Annotated in this window: 14 protein-coding genes; 7 read left to right on the top strand and 7 right to left on the bottom strand. The window is 36.0% G+C overall.

The features are described from left to right. Positions 1-150: 150 nt before the first annotated feature. The 3 genes from PL77_RS25815 to PL77_RS25805 form a co-directional block, all read right to left on the bottom strand. Complete coding sequence (locus PL77_RS25815; protein WP_044211684.1) at positions 151-870, bottom strand: porin family protein; 720 nt, start codon at positions 868-870, stop codon at positions 151-153. Positions 871-968: 98 nt separating this feature from the next. Beyond that, complete coding sequence (locus tag PL77_RS25810) at positions 969-2,663, bottom strand: sodium:solute symporter family protein (RefSeq protein ID WP_044211683.1); 1,695 nt, start codon at positions 2,661-2,663, stop codon at positions 969-971. A gap of 65 nt (positions 2,664-2,728) precedes the next feature. Further along, entirely contained in the window at positions 2,729-3,034 is a 306-nt protein-coding gene (locus PL77_RS25805; protein WP_082026739.1) for a DUF4212 domain-containing protein, read from the bottom strand. A 227-nt stretch (positions 3,035-3,261) separates the two neighbouring features. Between PL77_RS25805 and PL77_RS25800 the strand changes: the two genes are divergently transcribed. The 3 genes from PL77_RS25800 (at position 3,262) to PL77_RS25790 (ending at position 7,530) form a co-directional block, all read left to right on the top strand. After that, positions 3,262-4,467, top strand: coding sequence for an exonuclease SbcCD subunit D C-terminal domain-containing protein (locus PL77_RS25800; protein WP_044211682.1), 1,206 nt, complete (start codon positions 3,262-3,264; stop codon positions 4,465-4,467). Between the two features lie 284 nt (positions 4,468-4,751). Further along, the gene (locus PL77_RS25795) at positions 4,752-5,768 is read left to right on the top strand and encodes an NPCBM/NEW2 domain-containing protein (RefSeq protein WP_044211681.1); all 1,017 of its coding nucleotides are present in this window, start codon (positions 4,752-4,754) and stop codon (positions 5,766-5,768) included. A 184-nt stretch (positions 5,769-5,952) separates the two neighbouring features. Beyond that, positions 5,953-7,530: a sulfatase gene (locus tag PL77_RS25790; RefSeq protein WP_044211680.1), complete on the top strand. Its 1,578-nt coding sequence runs from the start codon at positions 5,953-5,955 to the stop codon at positions 7,528-7,530. Positions 7,531-7,904: 374 nt separating this feature from the next. On the opposite strand, the gene PL77_RS25785 is transcribed toward PL77_RS25790, so the two are convergent. Beyond that, positions 7,905-9,395 carry a hypothetical protein gene (locus tag PL77_RS25785; RefSeq protein ID WP_044211679.1) on the bottom strand — a complete coding sequence of 497 codons (1,491 nt, stop codon included), beginning with the start codon at positions 9,393-9,395 and terminating at the stop codon, positions 7,905-7,907. A gap of 206 nt (positions 9,396-9,601) precedes the next feature. Here PL77_RS25785 and PL77_RS31395 point away from each other — a divergent pair, with 206 nt between their 5' ends. From PL77_RS31395 to PL77_RS25765, 4 genes are all read left to right on the top strand, one after another. Beyond that, positions 9,602-11,044 (top strand): T9SS type A sorting domain-containing protein, encoded by a 1,443-nt coding sequence (locus PL77_RS31395; protein WP_063769054.1) that lies wholly within the window; start codon positions 9,602-9,604, stop codon positions 11,042-11,044. Positions 11,045-11,412: 368 nt separating this feature from the next. After that, entirely contained in the window at positions 11,413-12,498 is a 1,086-nt protein-coding gene (locus PL77_RS25775; RefSeq protein ID WP_156152544.1) for a family 16 glycosylhydrolase, read from the top strand. A 1,100-nt stretch (positions 12,499-13,598) separates the two neighbouring features. Next, complete coding sequence (locus tag PL77_RS25770; RefSeq protein WP_044211678.1) at positions 13,599-16,397, top strand: T9SS type A sorting domain-containing protein; 2,799 nt, start codon at positions 13,599-13,601, stop codon at positions 16,395-16,397. Between the two features lie 246 nt (positions 16,398-16,643). Next, a complete protein-coding gene (locus tag PL77_RS25765; RefSeq protein ID WP_044211677.1) occupies positions 16,644-17,765 on the top strand; it encodes an AbiH family protein in 1,122 nt (373 codons plus the stop codon). A gap of 430 nt (positions 17,766-18,195) precedes the next feature. Here the strand turns inward: PL77_RS25765 and PL77_RS25760 are convergent, their stop codons facing one another. The 3 genes from PL77_RS25760 to PL77_RS25750 form a co-directional block, all read right to left on the bottom strand. Next, positions 18,196-19,482: a family 43 glycosylhydrolase gene (locus PL77_RS25760; protein WP_082026738.1), complete on the bottom strand. Its 1,287-nt coding sequence runs from the start codon at positions 19,480-19,482 to the stop codon at positions 18,196-18,198. Positions 19,483-20,053: 571 nt separating this feature from the next. Next, positions 20,054-22,105 (bottom strand): right-handed parallel beta-helix repeat-containing protein, encoded by a 2,052-nt coding sequence (locus PL77_RS25755; protein ID WP_044211675.1) that lies wholly within the window; start codon positions 22,103-22,105, stop codon positions 20,054-20,056. Between the two features lie 21 nt (positions 22,106-22,126). Further along, positions 22,127-23,719, bottom strand: coding sequence for a sulfatase-like hydrolase/transferase (locus PL77_RS25750; protein ID WP_044211674.1), 1,593 nt, complete (start codon positions 23,717-23,719; stop codon positions 22,127-22,129). Positions 23,720-23,800 lie beyond the last annotated feature (81 nt).

The raw sequence follows: 23,800 nt of genomic DNA, 5'->3' as shown, positions 1-23,800 counted from the left end.
AATGAAGAAGAAGGAAACTTGAAAGTAGAGCCTATAAATGCTCCACTGGTGCGAATGTTAAGCGTGAGCGTCATTTGTGCCTTACAGATCATCAGAAATCTCACGATTTCTAAAAACCAGATATGTTCAAAAAATTAGTTTTGAGTTTGCTTAATTTTTGCCATCAGTTTCTATAAATGGAATAGTCACAATAAATTGAAGGACATCTACCCTTGACGAAACTGTAGCATCTTTGGCCGCAACATTTGATAGCCCAAGCACATAACGAAGTCTGAAATCCAACCCTTTTCCTTCTCTGACTTTTCCAAAACTTTTTACGACTTCAAAAGCCCAACTGTAGTTTACACTTCTAAAAGCATTTTTGATGTCTTGGTTGATCGTGGCCTCATTCCCATTTTTCAGGTCTAGTTCTGTTATTTCTGTCGCTCTATTTAAGAAAGAAATTTGGGGACCCGTGCTAAAATGCCAACTATCTGAAACGGAGTAGCGGACTAAAATGGGAACATCAATGTACCTGATATTCCATGAGGTATTAATTTCTGAAATGAGTGAATCTGCAAATTCAGATACTGGTAAAATTTTAGGAGTGTTTCTTCTACTCCGATCACTGATCATCTTAAACTCAGCGACTAATTGAAACTTCTCAGAAATTTTGGTGTGCGTACCCAAACCAAAGTTCCATCCCATTTGCACATCACCAGGTGCATTCTCATAAAATGAGGCATTTGCCCCAACATCTAAACTTAAATGAAATTTTTCAGAGGCGACTTTATCACCAAATATTAAGACTAATATGGCGGCTTGTCCATGACAAATTGATATTGAAAAAAGTATAAAAGCAATTGTTGTAATTATTTTTTGTCTACTCATAGTTCGTTCAAGGGTTTTCTACTTTTAAAATAGTTGAATTTATTACGAAAAAAAACCTCTTACCCCAAAAGATAAGAGGTCCCTATTGATAATCTCTTTTAATGCATCATTACTTCTTTAGAAGCACCTTTTGGATAGCGAATACTTTCTACCATTTCCACCACATCGGTTGGAGGAGGAGAGGTGAATTGTACTACTATCAAAGCAGTGATTACATTAATCAACATGGCTACAGTTCCGAAACCTTCCGGAGAGATTCCAAACCACCAATCTGAAGAAGTCGTTTCACCGAATAAATCAAACTTATAAGTAAGAATGTATAATATCATGGAACCAAGACCAGTGATCATTCCAGCGATAGCTCCTTCTTTATTCATCTTCTTATAAAAAATTCCCAAAATAATGGCAGGGAAGAAAGAGGCTGCCGCTAATCCAAATGCTAATGCCACAACGGCTGCTACAAAACCTGGAGGGTTGATTCCAAAGTACCCCGCAACAATTACCGCAAAAGCAGAAGAGATACGGGCTGCCAAAAGTTCGCCTTTATCGCTAATGTTAGGCATCCATTGTTTCTTTAATAAATCATGAGAAACAGAAGCCGAAATTACTAATAACAATCCTGCAGCTGTAGAAAGTGCTGCAGCTAAGGCACCAGCAGCGACCAATGCAATCACCCAATTAGGCAATTGAGCAATTTCTGGATTTGCCAAGACGATGATATCACGGTCAATGGTCAACTCATTGGTATTCGCATCTGCCAAATACTGAATTTTACCGTCTTGATTTTTATCTTCAAATGCAATCAAACCCGTTGTTTCCCATTTTTGGAACCACTCAGGCATACTTGCATATTCTTGATTACTGACTGTTTCGATAAGGTTTACTCTGGCAAAAGCGGCAATAGCTGGTGCAGTAGTATAAAGTATAGCAATAAAAGCCAATGCATATCCCGCAGAAGAACGGGCATCTTTCACTCTTGGCACCGTAAAGAAGCGTACGATCACATGAGGTAGCCCTGCAGTACCCAACATCAAAGCCGCAGTAATACAAAATACATCCATCATAGATTTCTGTCCCTCAGTATACTGATTAAAACCTAATTCAATAGAAAGTTGATCTAATTTATCTAACAAATAAGTATCACTTCCGCTCAAAGTATCACCAAAACCCAATTGGGGTATAGGGTTGTTCGTCAATTGAATGGAAATAAAAATAGCGGGGACCATAAAGGCAAAAATCAAGATACAATACTGAGCTACTTGCGTATAGGTGATACCTTTCATACCGCCCATTACGGCATAAATAAAAACCAATGCCATACCTATAATCACTCCAGTATTAATATCCACTTCCAGAAAACGAGAAAAAACGACGCCTACACCTCTCATTTGTCCTGCTACATAGGTAAATGAGACAATCAAAGCGGCAAAAACAGCTATCGTTCTTGCTTTTTGAGAGTAATAACGATCGCCTATAAAATCAGGAACTGTAAATTTTCCAAATTTCCTCAGATAAGGAGCCAATAACAGTGCAAGAAGAACATATCCTCCGGTCCACCCCATTAGGTAAACTCCACCGTCATAACCCATAAAAGAGATCAATCCCGCCATACTAATAAAAGAAGCCGCAGACATCCAATCTGCCGCAGTTGCCATACCATTTGCTAAAGGAGAGACACCTCCTCCAGCTACGTAAAATTCTTTGGTAGAACCAGCCCTTGACCAGACAGCGATCCCGATATATATCAAAAATGTGAAGCCTACGATGATGTAGGTCCAAGTTTGTACGTCCATGATTAAAGTTTGTGATGTGTGTAATAATTCATTAAATGAAACCTAGCTTGAAAGTAATGTTGCGATTATTCGTCTTCTAGGTGATGGCTTTTATCCAATCTGTTCATCAAAAAAATATAGATGATAATCAATACACAGAAAATGTAAATACTACCTTGTTGAGCAAACCAAAATCCCAGTTTGAAACCTCCGAAAGTAATTTCATTTAATGCATCTTTAAAAAGAATCCCCGCACCAAAAGATGAGATAAACCAAATACTCAAAAGAATTCCGAGGTATTTTAGGTTGGTTTTCCAATAGTGTTTTTTTGCTTCAGAAGAGGAAGTAGTAGAGGTGTGAGACCTTTCCGTCTTCTCCAATTGTTTTTGCATAGTAAGTAGTTCTAAAAAGTTTGAGAAAAAAGTTCACAATAAGATAGGTGTTTACAATTGATGTTGAAAGTTTTGAATAAAAAATTTCTGACTCCTAGATTGGATAAATAACCAATTGTAAGTCAAAATATTACCGGAATCGCTTTTATCACTAATGAAAAATTAAACTTTCTTTTTGATGAATTTATAGTGATCTTCATACCCACAGTTAAAATTGATGACAAAAAATGAAAATACTACATACCGCCGACTTACATATTGGCAACCGCCTTCACGAACAATCCCTAGCCGAAGAACAACAAATGACTTTGGATTGGATGGTGGATCTTGTCAAAAAAGAGAAGATAGATGTAGTATTGGTGTCAGGAGATGTTTTTGATACCGCACAACCGTCAGGTCAGAGCTTGAAAATGTATTATAAGTTTTTGACGGAATTGGTGAGGACGAATTGTCAAAAAGTAATCATTACTGGTGGAAACCATGATGGTGCTTCTGTGCTAAATGCCCCCAAAGAGTTGCTGTCTTTTTTAGATGTAACCGTGGTAGGTAAAATACCTGAAAATGTTGAAGAGGAAGTCTTTTCCTTTGAAATAGAGGGAGAAAAAATGGTTATTGCCGCAGTTCCTTTTTTAAGAGATCAGGATATTCGTAAAGCCACAAGTGGACAGCATTTTGAAAATATTGGTGATCGTTTTAAAGAAGCTTTGATTGAACATTACCAAAAGGTAGGAGAAATATGTGAGCAGAAAGCGGATGAAGATACCTTTGTGATGGGTATGGGGCACCTTTTTGCCATTGGTGGAGAAACTTCTACTTCTGAAAGTGAAAGGAATGTATACGTAGGAGGATTAGGAGATATAGGTGCAGATGATTTCCCAAAAGTATTCAATTATATCGCTTTAGGTCACTTGCATAGAGCTCAGAAAGTGAAATATGATCATATCCGATATTCAGGTTCACCTTATGTATTGAGTTTCAGTGAGATTCACCATAAAAAAGAAGTGGTTATTTTATCCACAAATAAAAAGGAATTTAGCCTTGAACATGTAAGCGTACCCGTTTTCAGAACAATCAAAAAGGTAAAGGCTAATCTAGAAGAATGCTTAACTGAATTAACATCACTTTCTGCTCTAAATCATCAATTAACTCCTTGGGTAGAGGTAGTGGTCAGTAATGTCAAAGCCAATGAAAACCCCATACACGAAATTTACAAACACATTGAAGACCTAAATATTGAGGTATTAAAAATTGGAATTCATAAAGAGTTAGAAAATAAAAAAGTAGAAAGAGTACAATTAGCAGATTTAGAAGACCTCACACCTGAGGAAACTTTTTTTGAACTCTGCCAATTGAGAAATTTGAACTTAGAGGAAGATCCTAAAATGAAAGATGCCTTTTATGAAATTTACAATAAGGTTAAGGAGAGGTCTTGATATTTTCTGATAAATCAATCAAAAAACAAAATTGCCTTATTCACATTTCCAATCCATTTTTTATATAAATTGCTTTACCTAACTGATAGAAATGTAGTTAGGGTAAACTTATTTTTTCAACTATTTGTGTAAATTATCTTGTCTACAAATCCTAATTGAAGAAAATTGATTCTAATATTTTAAAAGTAGATCGTTAAACCTACTTGTTGCTACTTTTGAGATTTGATTACTCTCAACTTCCTTTTGGGTTGTAGTACAAGAACTGATATTTGATTATTACTGAAATGATATTTAAAAAGAGTATTTTATTTTTAGGAACATTTGCCTTGATGAGTTGGAATGTGATGGCTCAATCTGACACTCCAGTAGAAATAATGAAAGGAAAGAGGACATATTTGAAAAAGACAATGATACTTCCTCAGAGTTCTTCTTATTGGAAAATTGAACAAAATCAAGCGGTAAGCGGGGTACCTCTTCGTATGAAAGGGAAGTTATATGAAAAGGGGTTAGGTGTTCATGCTCCATCCAACTTAATTTATAAAGTACCACCAAAAGCACATTACTTTTACGTTGTACCCGGAGGAGATGATGCACATCATGGAAAGATTTCAATGTCTATTAAATTAGACAATGAGGAAGTTTTCAACTCAGGTGTTTTCAATAGTCATTCCAAGGAGTATACACCAAAGTTACATGCAATAGACGTTTCTGGAGCAACAATTCTAACACTAACAGTAGAGGATATAGGAGATAAAGGAGGCGATCATGCCGATTGGGGAGAAGCATTTTTTGTTGAAGGTAAAAAGAAATTTAAACCTAAAAACCCTGAATTGGCGAAGAGGGTTTCTGATGAAAATGATGGCGACCTTGAAGGTGAAAAAGTATACCTGATGAAAGAGTTAGCGACCACGGTTGATTCTTATTGGAAAGTACTCAATAATGAGGGAATTGAAGGCGGGAGAATTAGTATTGAAGGTCGAAAATATGAGAAAGGAATTGGCTTGCATGCCCCTTCTAAATTGGTATTCCCTATTGAAGCTAATTACAAAACGTTTGTTGTAACGCCTGGTGCCAATGATTCCAACGGTGGTTTAATACGAATGAGAATTCAAGTGGATGGGAATGAGGTCTTCAATAGTGGTCCAATCAGAAGATCAAACCAAGTACCCCAACGATTACAAATTGATGTGAAAGGTAAAAAAGAGTTGACATTATTGGTCGATGAAGAAGATGGTGACAGAGGTGGAGATCATGCAAGTTGGGCTAATGCTTACTTCTTAATTGACGACGGTACTAAGTAATTTTTTTTCTTTTAAAAAAACCAAAATGTACATTGTTTAGTAAAAATAGAGTAAGAAAAGGGGGAGTAATACTTCTTTTTTAAGATGGATAATTTTTATTAGCCAAAATATTGACTTTACTGCATTGTCCCATCTATTACATTGCATCCATGAAATGATACATGAAAAGTAAAGATTTTTTATAATGAGAATTCTACCATTTTTTACAGCCTTATTTTTGCTTCCGTTATTAATGAGTGCACAAGAGAAGAAGCCCAACATACTTTATATTATGTCGGATGATCACACTTCTCAAGCAATAGGTGTTTATGGAAGCAGATTGAAAGCATTAAACCCAACACCCAATTTGGATAAATTAGCTAATGAAGGTGTTTTACTAACCAATACATTTTGTACAAACTCTATTTGTACGCCTTCAAGAGCTACGATCCTTACAGGTCAATACAGTCAAACCAATGGTGTACTCGATTTAGAAGGTCGTATTGCAGAAGATCAACAATATCTACCGAAGGAAATTAAGAAATTAGGTTATCAAACAGCAATCGTAGGTAAATGGCACTTGAAAGAAGAGCCAGGTGCTTTTGATTATTATAAAGTATTGCCAGTTCAAGGAAAGTATTTTGATCCAGTTTTCAGAGAAAGAGGTGATAAGGCATGGCCAAAAAATACAGTCAAGTACAAAGGACATAGTTCTGATATCGTTACAAATATCAGTATCGAGTGGTTAGATAAGGGCTGGAATAAAGAACAACCGTTTTTCTTAATGCATCACTTCAAAGCACCTCATGACTTCTTCGAGTTTGCACCTCGTTACAAGGACTATTTAGAAGATGTTGAGATTCCAGAGCCGTCAAGTTTGTATGATAACGAAAACAACGGTTCTATCGCTACGTACGGTGAAGATGGTAAATTAAGAAATTACATAGGTTCGTCTATCTCTAAACGTAATGTAACAAGAGATATGGGTAGAGATTTAAAGATTGACCAATCATTGAGTGATAAAGAGTACACTCACGCTTCTTATCAAGAATACTTAAAACGTTATTTAAGATGTGTGAAGGGTGTGGACGATAATATCAAAAGATTATTGGATCATTTAGATAAAATTGGTGAGTTGGACAACACTATTATTGTGTACACTTCTGACCAAGGAATGATGTTAGGTGAGCACGATTACCAAGATAAGAGATGGATGTATGAGGAATCAATGAGAATGCCTTTCATTGCTCACTTCCCGAAAAACTTCAAACAAGGAATCAAGGTAGATGCGATCATCAATAACACTGACTTTGCTCCAACGCTAATTGATTTAGCTGGAGGTAAAACACCTAAATACATGCATGGTGAGTCTTTCAAGTCCATTTTAGAAACAGGTAAAGAGCCTAAAAAATGGAGAAAAAGTACTTACTATCGTTATTGGATGCACATGGCACACAAGCACGGTAATCCGGCACACTTTGGGGTAAGAACGAAAGATTATAAGTTGATTTTCTTCTATTCAAGACATTTCGATCCTAACAAGAATCCTAAAGCTTGGGGTGCAGATTATAATTTCGAAGGCCCAATTGCTTGGGAATTTTACGACCTAAGTAAGGATCCACACGAAATGAACAATGCTTATGACGATCCAAAATATTCAAAAGTGATAGCCGATTTAAAAAAGGAAATCAAAAAGCTTAGAAAGAAATATAATGAGGAAGACGGTAACTATCCAAAGCTACAGAAAATCATAGACGAGCATTGGGATGACAAGGCTCTATAAGGAATATATTCCCTGTAACAGCACACCCAATACTTTAATGAAGTAGCACACGGTAAATGATACACACGTAGATTAAGCTCCGAGCATCTTGGGGCTTAATTTTTTTGTTTAGTGAGAAGTGATTTGTGTTGTGGTCCTGCAGAGAAGTCTTTTATATCGCAAGTGTTTAGCCGATAGGCGTCACTTGTGATGATACATTGGCGAAGTCTCCCGACTGCGACATGAATGAAAGAGTAGTATTAGCTATTCGAAGTCAGGAGACAATGAATAGTTCCAAGTGATGCTCACGCTTAACACTTGAAACATAGGAGGTATTATGGTTCTTTAGGGCGGTATCTTTTCAATTTTATCGACTCATTTCAACAAAATCTAAATCAAATGGAAGAGATATAAGTAAACAAATTATCATCACGATGAAGTCCCAATTTCTTTCTTAATCTATACCTCCCTTTATTGACCGAATCTGTAGAAATACCTAACAATTGAGCGATTTCTTTACTGGAAAAATTTAACTTGATCAAAGCACAAAGCTTGAGGTCATTTCGAGTCAAACTGCTATGAATAGTGTTAAGTGTATCATAAAAATCACTATTAACTTGTATAAAGCGAGTTTCAAATTCTTCCCATGTTTTAGCTGTATTTAGGTTGATGGTCTTATTGATACGTTCAACAGCAGCATCACTTTTTTGTTGTTTTACATCTTCTAAACCTTCTTTGATTTCCTGTAGTAATTTATCCTTTTCAATCAATTGTAATGATGTTACAGTCAATTCCCTTTTCTTGATTTCAATTTCAGCTTTCGACCTTTCTTCCAAAAGCTGTTGTTTGGTCTGATGTTTTACTTTTAAAAGTGAAATAATAAATACAGCCGATAAAACGGTGACACATAAAAGCGAGACAAGATAAATCAAACGTTGTTGAAGCGTTTCTTGCTCTATTTTCAATACCTTTAATTCCTGCTCTTTTCGATATTGCTTATTTTCTTCTATTGTTTTTCGATACGAATCTTTAATCTCAAAAAGCTTTTTATTACGAGCACTTTGACTCCCAAAAAGTTGGTCTCCTAATTCTTTAGAAGCGGTCATTTCCTGATACGCTTTTTTGTAGTTTCCAAGTTGACTATTCAATTGAGAGGCTTTTTTGAGTAACTCTACTCTCAAACCCAAACGCCTTTTATGTTCATCTACTGCTTTTAAACTTTTGTAATAATAGGCTAACGCTTCTTTAATTTTACCTTTTTGGGTGTATAAATCTCCCCACATAGAATAAAGAATAGCGGCATAAGAATGCGTAGGTGAAACCTCAGCTGATATTTCTTTTAAGATTTTCTCTGATTGCTCAAAATTGCCCGTTAAAGTATGCAAGTGAGCCTCTTCTGACAACACATAAAACTTTTCATCAAATGGCCTTTTTGTGGCATCTAAGAGTTGACGAGCAACATTTAAAAACTCCCTTGCTTTATCAAAATTACGGTTCATTCTGTAGGTATGTGCAGCGGTATAATATGTTTTTTGCTTTCCATAAGAGGTAGATAGAATACCCGATTTCTTAGCATAAAAAAACATGGAGTCTACGCTATTCATAGCATTAAGGCTATCATAAAAAATAGAATAAAGTAAAGTTAAGCGTTTGTAAGCCCTGTACTTTATTCTTGAATTATTTGCTTCGTCGGTACTGCTCATCAGCGACCAAATTTTATCATATGCTTCAGGGTAAAACGCAGTCCCGATCAGTTGATCTACGGCTTTAAGTTCTACCTTTGAATACTCCATTAAAGTATCATTTCCTTTTGATTGAAAAGGCAATAACAATACAATAATGACAGTGCTTATATAGAGTTTCCAACAATCTCTCATCTCATTCATTCCATTTTCTGTTTAGTAATTAAAGCTACAACAAAGAATTAGAAAAAACCTCTAAAATTCACTTCTCATAGGGTAGATTTTTCAGGAAAATGAGGGGAGATAATTTTCTTACTAAACTCTGACTTAAGTTTGATGAAGTTCTTCCGGAAATATCCCTTTTAAAAGTATTTATTGTGATTGATATGTATGAAATCAAATGAACGAATATGAAATCTCAAAAAATGTACTTTTTATGGATCGGGTTTTTCCTGATGTTATCCAATATCCTTTACGCTCAACCAGAATTTGTAAAGGGAAATGATCCTAAACCTTTAGGTACTTCTTGGCAATTAAGACCTGAAGTATCGGATGATTTTGACGGGACTGAATTAGATCTTGTAAAATGGAAAAATACAGACCCAAAGCGTTGGGTTGGTAGAGCACCTGGCCTTTTTAAAGAAAATACAGTGAGTGTGAAAGAAGGGGCAATGTGCATCACCAATTATCAGTTGGAAAAAGAAGAAGTGGTCAATGGACAAACATTTACGCATGGATGTGGACACGTTATTTCGAATAAAAACGTTAATGTGGGTAACTATATTGAATGTAGAATGAAAGCCAACAAGACTTTCTTATCTTCTACTTTTTGGTTAATCAATTATAAAAATGAAGGGCAGGGGTGTGATAAGCGTGTGACTGAATTGGATATTCAAGAATGTGTGGGGCAAGTGACAAACCCTCAATCTTGGAATGAAAACTTTGATCAATCAATGCATTCTAATACACACAGTAGAAACGTTTCTTGTGATACACCAACGGGGTCTGTTGGAAATAGTGTAGACCTTCCTTCAGGAAAAGTGTACGATGATTTTCATGTGTATGGTGCATGGTGGAAAAGCAAAAATGAAATATTATTTTATCTAGATGGGGTATACCAATATTCTGTAACACCAGCAGCAGATTTTAGTATTGATCTTTACATAAAATTAGTAACAGAAACGTATGATTGGAATCCAACACCTGCAGATGGAGGAATGACGGGAAGTTGGGAAGATAGAACCACAAAATATGATTGGGTGAGAACATGGGAATTATCCACTGAAAATGTTGAAGAGTCTGTAGGTTTTAATGAAGTACCAAACAACGTTCCTCCAGCCAAATCTTATGATTTTAAAGTAGATTATGTGGCCAATGAAAAAAGAGAAATCGTGGTAGAAGTTTGGTCGGCAAACAAAGTTTTACATACTGCTAAGAAAACAATAGAAAAAGGCTTTGGTACAACATCAATTGCATTGGAAATGGATGAGGCACTTCCATCAGGAAACAATTATTCTTGGAAAGTTAGCCTTCGTGCAGTGGGTGGACAAGACAATCTTTCTGACGAACAAATTGATAATATCATCATTACATCTGAACCCGTTTTGTCCATCGATGATTTAGATTCTGTGAAAGTAGCAATTTACCCGAACCCCACTGAAAATACATTAACGGTAGATGTTCCAAAAGGGAAATATTCTGTAGATATATATAATGTAAAGGGTCAAAAAGTGATTCATAAAACATTGAAAAATAAAGGGAAATTAGACGTTTCAGCTTTAAAAGCAGGCTCTTATATCCTAAAGGTACAGTCGACACAAATGTCACATACTTTTAATTTCATCAAAAAATAAAAGTACAATACACTGTAAATTATGGATCCATTAATTCTAATGGGTGATTCTATAAAGGTCAAATGGTTGTGTAATGTGGTTCGCGAGGACGTTGCAATGCAACGTCCCTACAGAACTACCTTTTTAAAAGGTTATTACAAAATATCTATTGATAGTGATCGATCATTTAGTTTAAAGCATACTAATAGTAGAGGGGTAAATATCTTCTATTCAAGGGGATAGCCTATTACTCCCTTGAATACTATCGGCTGGTTTTTTAGCAAAAAACTTTGTTCCACTAGTTTTAATTCAATAATAAATAGAACACTAATATCGAATTGATAGAGAAGTGTTTTAACATGAAATGAATTTAAATAACACAAAGTGAAATGAAGAATTACCGAGTAAACATGTTACACCTTTTGATTTTGGCAGCTACCCTTTTTATGGCTTCTTGTGATGCAGAAGACGTCATCGATGAGGTCACCAAAATTGAAGAAGAACAAGGTGAAAACGAAGAACCACCCAAAGAGGAGGAACCCGAAGAAGAAAATGATGAAGTCACCCAACCTGTTTTCTTAGCGGATCAAGACCCTAAACCTTCTAATACAAAATGGGTATTGGTAGAAGCTCTTTCAGATGAATTTGAAGAAGGAAATATCGATCTTGAAAAATGGAACGAAAGCCCAGAGTTTTTATGGGAAAATGCGAATGGTTCTTTCTCGGATAGAGGTTGGTATGGTTCTACCCGTTGCCTTTTTTCAGCTGAAAATGTAAGCATTGAAGAAGGAGAACTAAGAATTGAAGCCAAAATGTATGATGAACCCCAGTACAGCCCGAAAGACGACACAAGCCAACCGGCTAAAAGATGGTATGGAGGTGCCTATGTGTCTTCCAAAACAATGGGTAAACCGGGTTATTATTTTGAAGCGGAAATGCAATCAAGTTCTACAGTGATGTCTTCTGCTTTTTGGTTGAAAACACCACCAGTACCTTGTACTACTACATCAGATGGTGAAAACCTAGAATTGGACATTCAGGAATGTGTGGGTCGATTTTTAGGGTCGAAAACTGACGATTGGACCAAAGATGACTGGGCAGTGAATTCAAAATGGGATCAAATCTTTCATTTTAATACCCATCGCCACTCTACTAATTGTGCTTACAATGGCAGCCGACAAAGTAAAGGTGGACACATTAACTTCGAGAAATTTAACCGTGAAGAATACCATATTTATGCCGCATGGTGGCATGAGGGAGGTAATCAAGTCGACTTTTTTATCGATGGCAGATTGGTGAAATCAGTGACTCCTCCAGTTCCTTTTACCTCAGATCAACGTTTGATCATGTCAAGCAATTTTTATGATTGGGTAAGAGAAGATGCAAGGGACGATATGGGCTTTAATGATTCCAAGTTAGATCGAAGTACAAAATTCAAGTGGGTCAGAACCTGGAAGTTAGAGGCGGAAGATTAAATCCTTCAGGCCGAGGAAAGTACTACAAAATGATTTTCTGATTACTGATCGAAAGATGAGTATTTTACAATAGTATATTTAAAGTGTAGTTCTGTAGGGTCGTTGCATTGTAACGACCCTACAGAACCACTACAAATAACCATATACTATTCATGAAAATCTATCTCAATCAAAGAAAATCTAGTTGACACTATACCAATAACAAAGTTCGTGAAGAAGGATAAAATAGATCCTCTTCACGAACTTTATTTTTATCATTACAAAAACGACTTTTTCTCCTCTTTTTATCTGTTACTTCTACACTTCAAAAAGGGGATAATTACACCCTATTCAATGGGGGATTTATTATATGTTATAAATACACTTGTGTTTGAGGTAAATTTATCAACCTTCAATTAAAGGAGATCAAGCAAATTGAAAAAAATTAGTATGAAATGATCTTAAGTAACAACACAAAAATGACTTTACCTTTTTATTCCTATCGTATTGAAATGAATCAATTTTTAAATGAAACGATTAGTCCCACTAATCATGAATTATTATGTCTTTTTCTCCAATGATAACCAATAATCACGTAAAGTAATTTTTGTTGAGTTACTATTTAAATACTTAACACTTTGTAAACTAAGTTTTTGTTAATTTATATATTTCTTTTTGCGAGGAATATAGGGTAATGTATTGTGGTTCGCGAGGACGTTGCAATGTATCTTAGAAAATAATTATAAAAAACTTCTCTTTTGACCTGTGATTAGATAATCATTTAGTAGTCTCTAACTTGGCCTTGAAGGGAAAAGCGTTAAGAATTTCATGTATTGAGCCCTTAAAAATGATTTTGCTGTCTGAGCGCAGCGAGTTTAAAATCATTTAGGCGAGAGAAGTGGAATTTAGCTTTTGACTTCTAAGCCTTGAATTTTTTGCTTCGTTTTTGTTTCAAGACAAAAATGAAGAAGAAGGAAGTTTGAAAGTATATCCTATAATTGCTTGTAGAAAGATCAATTGAAAGTTAACGATAATTTAGTTTAAAAGGTACTTAAATAAAGAGCATACGGAACGTGCTCAAAGATCGCATAACCAATCGTTTAACTATTATTTCACTAGCTATGAAAAAACAGCTTATTGCCCTACTGTTATGGGCATGTTTTTGTGGTGTCGTATCCGCAAAAGAAATCCATGTTGCCAAAAATGGAAACAACAACAACTCCGGAACAGCTTCAAATCCTTATTTAACTATCCAAAAAGCAGCGAATGTAGCCGTTGCAGGTGATGTCATTGTGATTCACCAAGGTACTTATCGTGAGACTGTTGAGACCGTAAATAATGGTACTTCAGGAAATCCTATTACTTTTAAAGCAGCTCAGGGAGAAACCGTCGTCGTTTCTGCCGTGGAGGAAATCAACAGTTGGACTTTGACCAACAACAACATCTACAAAGCCAATGTAACAATGCCGTTAGGGATAGAACACAATGCATTGTTTTATGATGGAAGTATGATGGACATTGCCCGTTGGCCAAACAATGCGGACAATGATCCTTTTACTGTAGATGCGAATTACATTACAGGAGGTTCGGCTTCTCATATCACGTATTCTGGTATTCCAAATTATGATTGGAGTGAAGGTTATATGTGGTATTTAGGAGGACACTCTGGGGCTAGTTTTACTCGAAAAATTACCGCTTCATCTACTTCAAGAATTGATTTTGAAGGGGTAGATATTACAAAGTGGCCTTTTGGTGTACACAATCCAACCGTTACAAGAAACGGTCACAAAGGTATCTTTTATTTGTTCAACAGTTTAGATGCTTTGGACATCCAAAGAGAGTACTATTATGATGCAACCAATAAGGTTATCTATTTCAAAGCACCGAACAATGCAAATCCTACTGCCGGTAAATGTGAATACAGAGCGCGTGAGTATACATTCAAAGTATCGAAAAACTATATCGTTTTAGATGGTATCGAAACTTTTGGAGGTATTGTGTTGATCACTGGTAATAACAATGTGGTGAAAAACTCAACGATCCGTCATGGTATTCCAATCTTAGACGAGTTGGATAATACGGATGCTCAAATTGGTTCTGGATCTATTACGGTAGAAGGAAGTAATACATTGATTGAGAAAAATCTGATCGAAAATGGTACAGCAAATGGTATTTCAATGCTGGCTGCTTGGAAAGGATCTCAAAACACTACGATTAGAAATAACGTGGTAAGAAACTTTAATACATTAGGTATTCACGCTGAGCCTATTCGTTCCAACTGCCCTGGAACAGTGATTGAAAATAATACAGTTTATGGCGGTGGCCGAAGCGGTATTTATGTGAGTGGTTCTAATGCCACTGTAGCCTACAACGATGTGTATGATGTAATGAAGATGAATGCTGATGGAGGCGTTTTCTATACTGTAGGAAATGCAGATTACAAGAACTCAGTGATACATCATAACTGGTTCCATAATTCTACTGCTGCTCCTCATGCCGGCTATAAAGTGGCGGGTATTTACCTTGATAATAACAGTAAAGGCTACCAAGTATACAATAACGTTGTTTATAATGTATCATGGACGGGCATTCAAATCAACTGGGACAACTGGGGCTTAGACTTTTTCAACAACTCTATTTATGATGCTTTGGAAGGCATGGGACGTTGGGAAAATGGCTATACAATGGATGATGTGGTACTAATTAATAATTATGCGAGTACTGCACCATGGTTTGGTACTGATATTCAACCACAAAATATCATCAATGCCAATAATCCATTTACGAATGTTAGCACAATGAACTTTGAGCCTAAGAGTGGATCTTACTTAGTAGATGCAGGAAAAGTAATTCCAGGTTTTACGGATGGTTATGTGGGTAATGCTCCAGACATTGGGGCTTATGAGAGAGGAGGAACGATGTGGGTTCCTGGTGCAGATTGGACACCTGTAGGTGACCTGCCTTCAACCAATAGTGTTAGTATTGCATCGGCTCCTCAAACGGTTGCCACTGGCGATAGCTTCAATGTTCAAGTCAGCTATCAGGCAACCGCACAATATGAATTGGTCGTCTTGGTTAATGACCCATCAGGATTGTGGTTGACAAGTTCAAAACAAACCGTCAATGCAGGAACAGGGACTCAAACTCTTACACTTACGCAGCCATCTGCGTGGGCAGCAGGCAACAACTATAAACTTGGCGTTTCAATACGACCTGTTGGTGGAAATTTTGGTTCTAACTTAGATTATGTTTCTACTACTTTTGACGTTACGGCAGGCTCAGTATTATATTCTTTCCAAAATCAAGGAAGCTTTGATTATATGAGTTCAGCCAACCCGAATGTATTAGGAACATCTTCTTCAGTGGGAACTACAGAGCTTTTTGAAATCATTGATAACGGAGATGGTACATTCTCTTTCAAAGGAAGTAATGGTTTGTACGTAAGTTCTGAGAATGGTAACAAGGAGCTGACGTGTATCAGAACTTCAATAGGGGCATGGGAAAAATTTGAAATGGTAGACTATGGAAATGATATTTACGCATTAAAGGGCAACAATGCTTTGTTTATAAGAAATAATATGCTTTGTACAAGTACTGGAGCATCCAATTGGCAGCAATTCAAAATCACAGAAGGTACACCTTCCTCAGCTAGGGTCAGAAACTTAGAAGATGAGATAAGTGGAGCTATTGAATTTGTGGTCTATCCCAATCCTTCTTCGGGCATCTTCAATATCAGAAGTAGCCAAGATTTAGGAGAGGTAAGAGTCACCGTCTATAACACTTTAGGGCAGTTGATCTATGATCAATTACTTTCATCGGATGAAAGTACTATTAATCTAAACAGTGTAGATAGTGGTATTTACGTGATTAAAGTAACTTCTGAAAATTACACAAAATCACAACAGATTATGATCAAGTAATCTTTAGAAATACATATTGATAAGCCATAAAAATATGGAAATACCCTGAAGGAGCGTTAGTGTTCTTTCAGGGTGTTTTTTAGAGTAGTAAACTATGAAACGTCTTCTATTATTATAATGATGATGTTAATACTAGCTTGATTAAATATTAGTAAATCTCTAAAGATGATAAAAGTAGACAAGGATTTAGTTTAACTAGAAGTCTTTTTTTCGGATCTTTATTAAAGCAATAATCTTTAATAAGTAATGGCAAATAAAACAGAGAACAAAGAAAGAAAATTAGTAATACTTGGAAATGGTTTTGATTTATCTTGTGGTTTAAGATCAAGTTATAGCCAATTTATTGCATCTATATTTAATGAAAATAGTGTGAGAGTAGAAGGAGTATATGCTAGACCTCATGTTATAAATGATAATTTAAGAGAGGAAAATATTCGTTCAAATGAATTTTATGAATTGTTATTAATGAGGCAGAGTCAGCCATTATCAAAATCCGGTGAATATTCTGTGTCTGAGCTATTTCCTAGAGAAAAAGGTGAAGAGATAAAGTATATTGATAACCAAAATATAAAGACTGTAGTCAGGTTTAAAAATCCATTTTTGGGTCATATTATCTATAAAAATTCAAAAAACTGGGTGGATATAGAGATGGAATATTTTAGAGCCTTAAATGGAGAAATTGTAAAAAAAATAGAATATACGAATGAAGTCATAACTGAAGTTCAATTTGATGACAAGGAAAAACTGAATATAGATCTTATAGAGGTTAGAGATTTATTAGTAGATTATTTAACTGAAGAGGTCAAGTCTAAAAATCATTTAATTAGAGATTGTTATCCGAAAGAAATTGTCACATCGTTTCAGAATACTGATTTTTTAGTAGTTAACTTTAATTATACCAAAACTCTAAATCTTATATTAAGAGCGACTTTAGACAAATTTGGCACAATGGTAAATATCCATGGAGAGTTATTTAAGAAGTTTAGTGATCAAGCTCTTTTCGGATTTGGAAATGAAGAAAGTGATAAATATAAAGAGTTAGAAAGTAAAGAGAATAATGATTTGTTGAAGTATATCAAATCATTAAAATATCAAGAAAATGATAAAATTAAAAAAATACACAATTACATTGATATAGATGCTTATGATGTTATTGTTATTGGTCACTCTTGTGGAGCATCCGATAGGACTTTATTAAAAGAAATATTCACTCATCAAAATTGTAAGAAAATATATGCTCATTATCATATTGATGATAATGGAAGAGATGATTCTTTTGATAGAATAGCTAATATTTCAAGATGTTTTCCCAACAAAGATAATTTTAGAAGGAAATTGGTAACCAAAGACGATTGTATAGCATTTTGATAGATGGTTTAATCATCTTTAACTTGGTTCAAGTATTAAGCTTAAAGTGTGACTTGGAACTTTAATTCTCGGGCAGTCGCAAAACCTATTATTGTAATAAAAATCAGCCTGTTTCAAGTGTTAAGCGTGAGCGTCACTTGGAACCACTCATTGGCGAAGTCTCCTGACTTCGAATATAAATGCACACTTTTATTTATTTCGAAGTCGGGAGACTTCGCCAATGTATCATCACAAGTGACGCCTATCGGCTAAACACTTGCGATATAAAAGTAGGCCTTATAAAATCAAGTATAACTATGGGCTGAAATTATATATCCCTAAAACCACACAAAAAAAGCAGAAGACATCATATCCTCTGCTTTTTTAAAGATTACCTGTTTTATTTTTAAGTTATAAGCGTCACAAGCATCTGTTAACTATTCAAATTATATTATTTTGAAGCTTTCAATATTGCCTCATTTTCTCTGGCAATACGTGCTTTTTGTTTCTTATTCAAACCTTTAGAGAAGTACACACTTGGCTTAAAGTAATTGTGTGTTTTCTTCATATCAGGATCGTTGACATCTAAGCTTAAATCACAATCAAAACGAGCGATAATTGCGTGATTTTCTTTCCAAGTTGTAACGTTGGTAAAGTGTGAAATACCCCATGAAATACCTCGGCCATTTCCGTTGCTATCAAAAGCATCTGGAACGTATGGACCTGCCGCTGTTGGCATTAATGATACAATAGAAGCAATGTCAAAGTTGACGCCATCTTCAGCATATTGGATCGTATAATGTTCGCTACCGTCTCTGATCACCAACGCAGCCATACCTTCTTTGAATGGGAACAAAGTAGTTTCATGACCTGATGTAATCACTGGGTTCAATGGGTGTTTTTTAAATGGTCCCAATGGATTGTCAGCGATAGCCAATCCTTGCATACGTACTAAGTTAGGATCACCATCAAAGTCCGATTTGTAGTACAAGTAGATTTTACCTTTGTAGACCAATGGGTAAGGATCGTGGATAGAATATTGATCCCACTCACCTTCTTTACCGTTTGGAATTACAATTTTGTTGGCAGGCGTCCAAGGACCGTCAGGCGAATCCGCATAAGAGACCGCCACAGGACAGTCGTCCCCACGCTTACCACTTGCTTGCATAAATCCTTGGTAGTATAAATAGTACTTTCCTTTCCATTTTAAGATGTCCGTAGTGGTCACCGATCTCCAACCCACATTTGGTTTTGGAGGGCGAGGCACTGCTACACCTTGCTCTTCCCAAGTGAAACCGTCTTTACTTGTAGCGTACCAAATTTCAGATAAATCCCAGTCTCTCGAAGGAATGGTATCGTTGCATAAATCCGGTCCTTGTGGTGGAGTAGGAGTGTCTCTTTTTGTATACCAAACATAGTATTGACCATTCTCAAAGATCACTTTCGAAGGGTCTCTTCTAGAGATTGTACCGTCGTGATCATTGTAGTCAAAACCTTTTAGTTCAGTGAATTTGAATTGAGAATACAACTCATTATCCTCTGGACGGCCCGCAGGGTAAGAGTAATTTCTTTCCATGGCTCTACTCAACTGTCTGTCTGTAGGCTTTTCTTTTGGAAGGATAAAAGGGAAAGCTGTATCGTTTTTGATTTCCTTATTATCAAATGTCGGTTGGCAAGCACTACCTCCTACAATCATTAGTAATAGTAAGTAGTGGATTATAGTTTTGTTTGTTTTCATTTCAATAAGTTGCGATTTATTTGTTGATAGATTGAAGTGTGAAGAATGACAAGTGAAATAGTTTTTATGTAATGCAAACGACAATTTTACCATCACCCGCCATTCATCACTCTTCCTTATTATTAATTAGTACATTGTAAACTCAATTTCCGTCAACTTTCAATCAGCCTTTCTGCCAGCATTTATAGGATCTACTTTCAAACTTCCTTCTTCTTCATTTTTGTCTTGAAACAAAAACGAAGCAAAAAATTCAAGGCTTTGAAGTCAAAAGCTAAATTTCATTTCTCTCGCCTAAATGATTTTAAAATCGCTTTGCTCAAACAAGAAAATCATTTTTAACGGCTCAATACATGAAATTCTTAACGCTTTTCCCTTCAAGGCCGAGGGAGATACTACTAAATGATGGTCTGATTACATGTTAAAAGACAAAGGTTTTATAATAATTTTCTAAACTGCAGTGCTGTAGGGACGTTGCATTGCAACGTCCTCGCGAACCACAATACACTACCATTAATCCTTCATAAAAGGAGTAATATTAATTAACGAAAATTTAGTTTACAGTGTAGTGTAATTAGTTTTCAAGAGGTTTGTCGTTTTCCTTCATGACTTTAGACCAATCTCTGATCTTTGCATTAGGAACAACGGCACCAATGATATTTCCTTTAATTGGATTGCCGAAGAAATCCGTTTTTACTTCAAGACCACCGAAGTAGATTCCCTTTTCAGTTTTGTCTGATTTCAGTTTTTCGATTTTCTCACCAGCAGAAATTAATGCCGTGTTTTTAGGCACAAAGTCCGCAGCATCAGAACCTTTTTCATTTACAAAGTCAGGGTTTCCTCCTAAAGCTTTCTCATCCCAGTAGCCTTTTGGTAATGCATTCTCAACTTTAGTGTATTTATCTTTTCCTTTTTCATTATAAAGTTGATAAATATTATTACGCATATTGAGTTCAACCTTAGCCAATTCTTCCGCATTCATAGGTCTGATATTGGCCGCTACAGAACCATCAAAACCTTTTTCTGGCTTTGCATTTGGTTTTGGAGCTTTTGAAATTTTAAAATCAAAAGCAGCATCATAATCAGCACCATCTTTCCAACGGTGCATTGACCAGCTTGTTGTTGTTTTATCGTCTATCCAGAAGATGTTATTCATCATCACCAAACCTTCATTTGAAGTCGAGATATTGAATACATTAGGATTCTTATAAGGAGCGTTTCCAGCCTTTGTATTAATGATAGTGTTGTTGTAAATGTATGTTTGGTAAGGACCCTCATATTGTTTTTTATGATTATGACCATTAACCGTTACAATACAGCCAGGCGTACCTACTTTACCCCAGAATGCTTGAGCAGGGTCTTTCATATTTCTCCATCCATCATTTACACTGATATTATAGCGGTAAGAACAGTTGTAGTTTAGACCTAAAATCTCAATAAAACCACCCGCATTATATCGGCTTAAGTTATTTTGTAGTACTACATTTTTACAGTTGAAATCAATATGAGCACCACAGCAATCGGCAATACCTTGTGCACCTTCGAAGACATTGTACTCAAACAAGAAATTCTGAAGACCCCAAGTCCACATACCACTACCACGACCCCACTTACGCTTGTCGTTTCTGTTGCCTGATTCAGTAATTCTGCTGTATTTCAAGTGGCTATTATTACATCTGTTGAATTGCATACCTGGGCCACCTGATTGGTATACCGTACAGTATTCAATATGTACATTGTTCACATTTCTAGGAGCAGATCCGTCTATTTTACCACTACCTTTGAAACGGATACCCATCTGACTAACATTTTCTACTGTCACATGCTTTACAGTGACATTATTAATGCCTTTTCCTTTTTTCAAAACTTGACCGAATACACCCCAGCCCCAGCCAGCGCCATCGTTCATGTTCCATTGACGACAAGCACGAGAAGTTTCAGCACTGTTCAATAAGAAAACATCATAGATGTCTACATTGTAAATCACAAAGTCCTCCATTAAACTATGCTTGTGCGTTTCATCAGATTGAATACGAATTCCATAACGTTGGTCTTTGAATTTATCCTGAGGGCGCTTCATCAATTTATCATTGCTAGGGCCACCGTTTCCAGTCATTTTTAAGTCTGTAACGATCACGTTTGAAGTGTTTTGGATCATGACACCTGTAGGGTAGCCCTTAAAATCAATCGTCGCTTTTCCTTTTCCATAACTACCGATATGAATTTTCTTTTGCGCTTTTGTACCTTTATTCAAGTTGATTAATTCAATAGTACCGAAGTGTGTTTGATTTCCCTTTAGTAAAACTTGATCACCAAAAGTCAATTTCATTTCACCCAATTTTTTCAATGATTTAATGGCTTCTTTAGCCGATAAACCATCGTTTTTATCCTTGCCATTTTTTGCGTCTACATAAATGGTTCTGTTGAATTTAAGGGAAGACTTGTATTTAATTTTGTTGTTTGTCGTTGGTTTTTCAAAGACAAATCCATTAGGTGCTTCGGGCACATCCTCAATGATGGGTGCGTTGGCAGCCTCTTTTAATGCACTTTCCAATTGCACTTGGGCAAACAGCCCCAATGGCAAGAGGTAAAGTAAAAGTGATAGTTGTAGGAAACGATTTTTCATATTTTTTGATATAAAGTTGATTTATAATTGAGGAGCATCATGTTCAGTATCGAAGTTGTCGTACTTTGGAAGGATTTTCTCCAACATCTCTTTTTCTTTACGATGTGCTTCTGATACTTTGCTCCAGTCCGTGATCACTGGAAAACTGATAAGGTCTGAAGGGTTTTTGGAAACATCAAAGTATTTACCATGCCCATCAATCAATACATTTTTCCCTCTGATCAATTGTTTATCTTTATGGTAAGAGTAGATCCACTCTCTATGTTCGTTTGTTTTTGTAGTCAAATAAGGTAACAAACTCTTACCGTTGATTTCATAATCCTTTGGAATAGCAACACCGGCAATTTCAGCAACGGTAGGGAGGATATCTGAAATGTTGACCAAGATGTCTTGCTCACCTTTTTTCGTGAAATCAAAACCAGGAGCATAGATTACCATTGGAACATGTACACCTTTTTGAGAAACAAAACTACCTTTACCGTATTTGCTTGTGCCATTATCAGCACTGAAAATGATGATGGTATTATTCTCCTCACCCAATTCTTTCAGCTTGTTCATGTATTGCCAAACTTGGTAATCCAAGTAATTGATGTGCGTGTGGATTCCACCTTCAGTCACCGTATTGTGAGTGTCGTATACACCTTCATCACCAGTTACATGAGGTTTTGTGCGCGTGTATTTTCCATTTTCCCATTTGATTTTTGGAGTTCCTGGCCATTTTTCTCTTGTTTTTGGATTGGTATCTCTACTAAAGAAATTCCATCCGTCATGTCCAAGGTGACTGGTATGGTAGATAAAGAAAGGTTGATCTTCTTTCGTTTTTCTTTCCATAAACTCCATAATGTATTCCATTTCCACATCAGGACCATAGGTACTTAATCCGTACTCTTTTTTCGCTTCTTTTGTGTTAGGCCACCACTCAAACTTATTTTGAGCTTCCGGGTGATTCATAAGTTGTACATGAGGTTGCCAATACCATCCATCTTGTGCATAATATTTTACCTGCTGATCTGTATCTACATTGACTAATACACGTTTGCCATCTATTTTTTTCGGTTTGATTTTAAAGTCACTATAAGGGTATAAGTTTTTACGATCTCTTACTTCTCCCGGAGTAAAAACACCTTCATCAAAACCAAATTGATCCACTCCACTCATCTGTGTTTTACCTGCCCAATAAGTAGCATAACCACCTTCTTTGGCAATATGACCGATCGTTTTTGGAGAACTCATATACAAAGGCCAAGTTACTTTTTTACCATTTGGATTAATCCAAGTACCTCTATCTTTTAGATGCCACCATTTATGAATGTGAGCATAACGACCCGTCATCATCATGGCTCTACTTGGAGAACAAATCGTAGTGGCCCAAGCTGTTTTTACATAAACGCCTTCTTTCGCCAACTGATCAATTACAGGTGTAGAAGCTCTGAATTTTAAATCAGAAGTGTTTCCGCCTTGGGGTGCAGGACTCCATTTCGAAGAACCGTATATAGGCATTTCTCTAGCACTAATATCATCGGCAAAAATCACAATGATATTTGGTTTTTTCTGAGCAAAAACGGAAAAGTTCAGAGTCATCCCAATTAAAAATTGTAGTAATAGTAATCTCATATTAATTCATACTTTTTAGTAGTCACATCGTATAATGTTGAAATTTAAAAACGAAATGACTCATAATAAGGAGATATACTT

It is taken from the genome of Flammeovirga sp. OC4, from assembly GCF_000812565.1.
Taxonomy (GTDB): Bacteria; Bacteroidota; Bacteroidia; order Cytophagales; family Flammeovirgaceae; genus Flammeovirga.
Note: the sequence above shows the minus strand (reverse complement) of the source record. Positions and strands in the feature narration are given on the sequence as shown.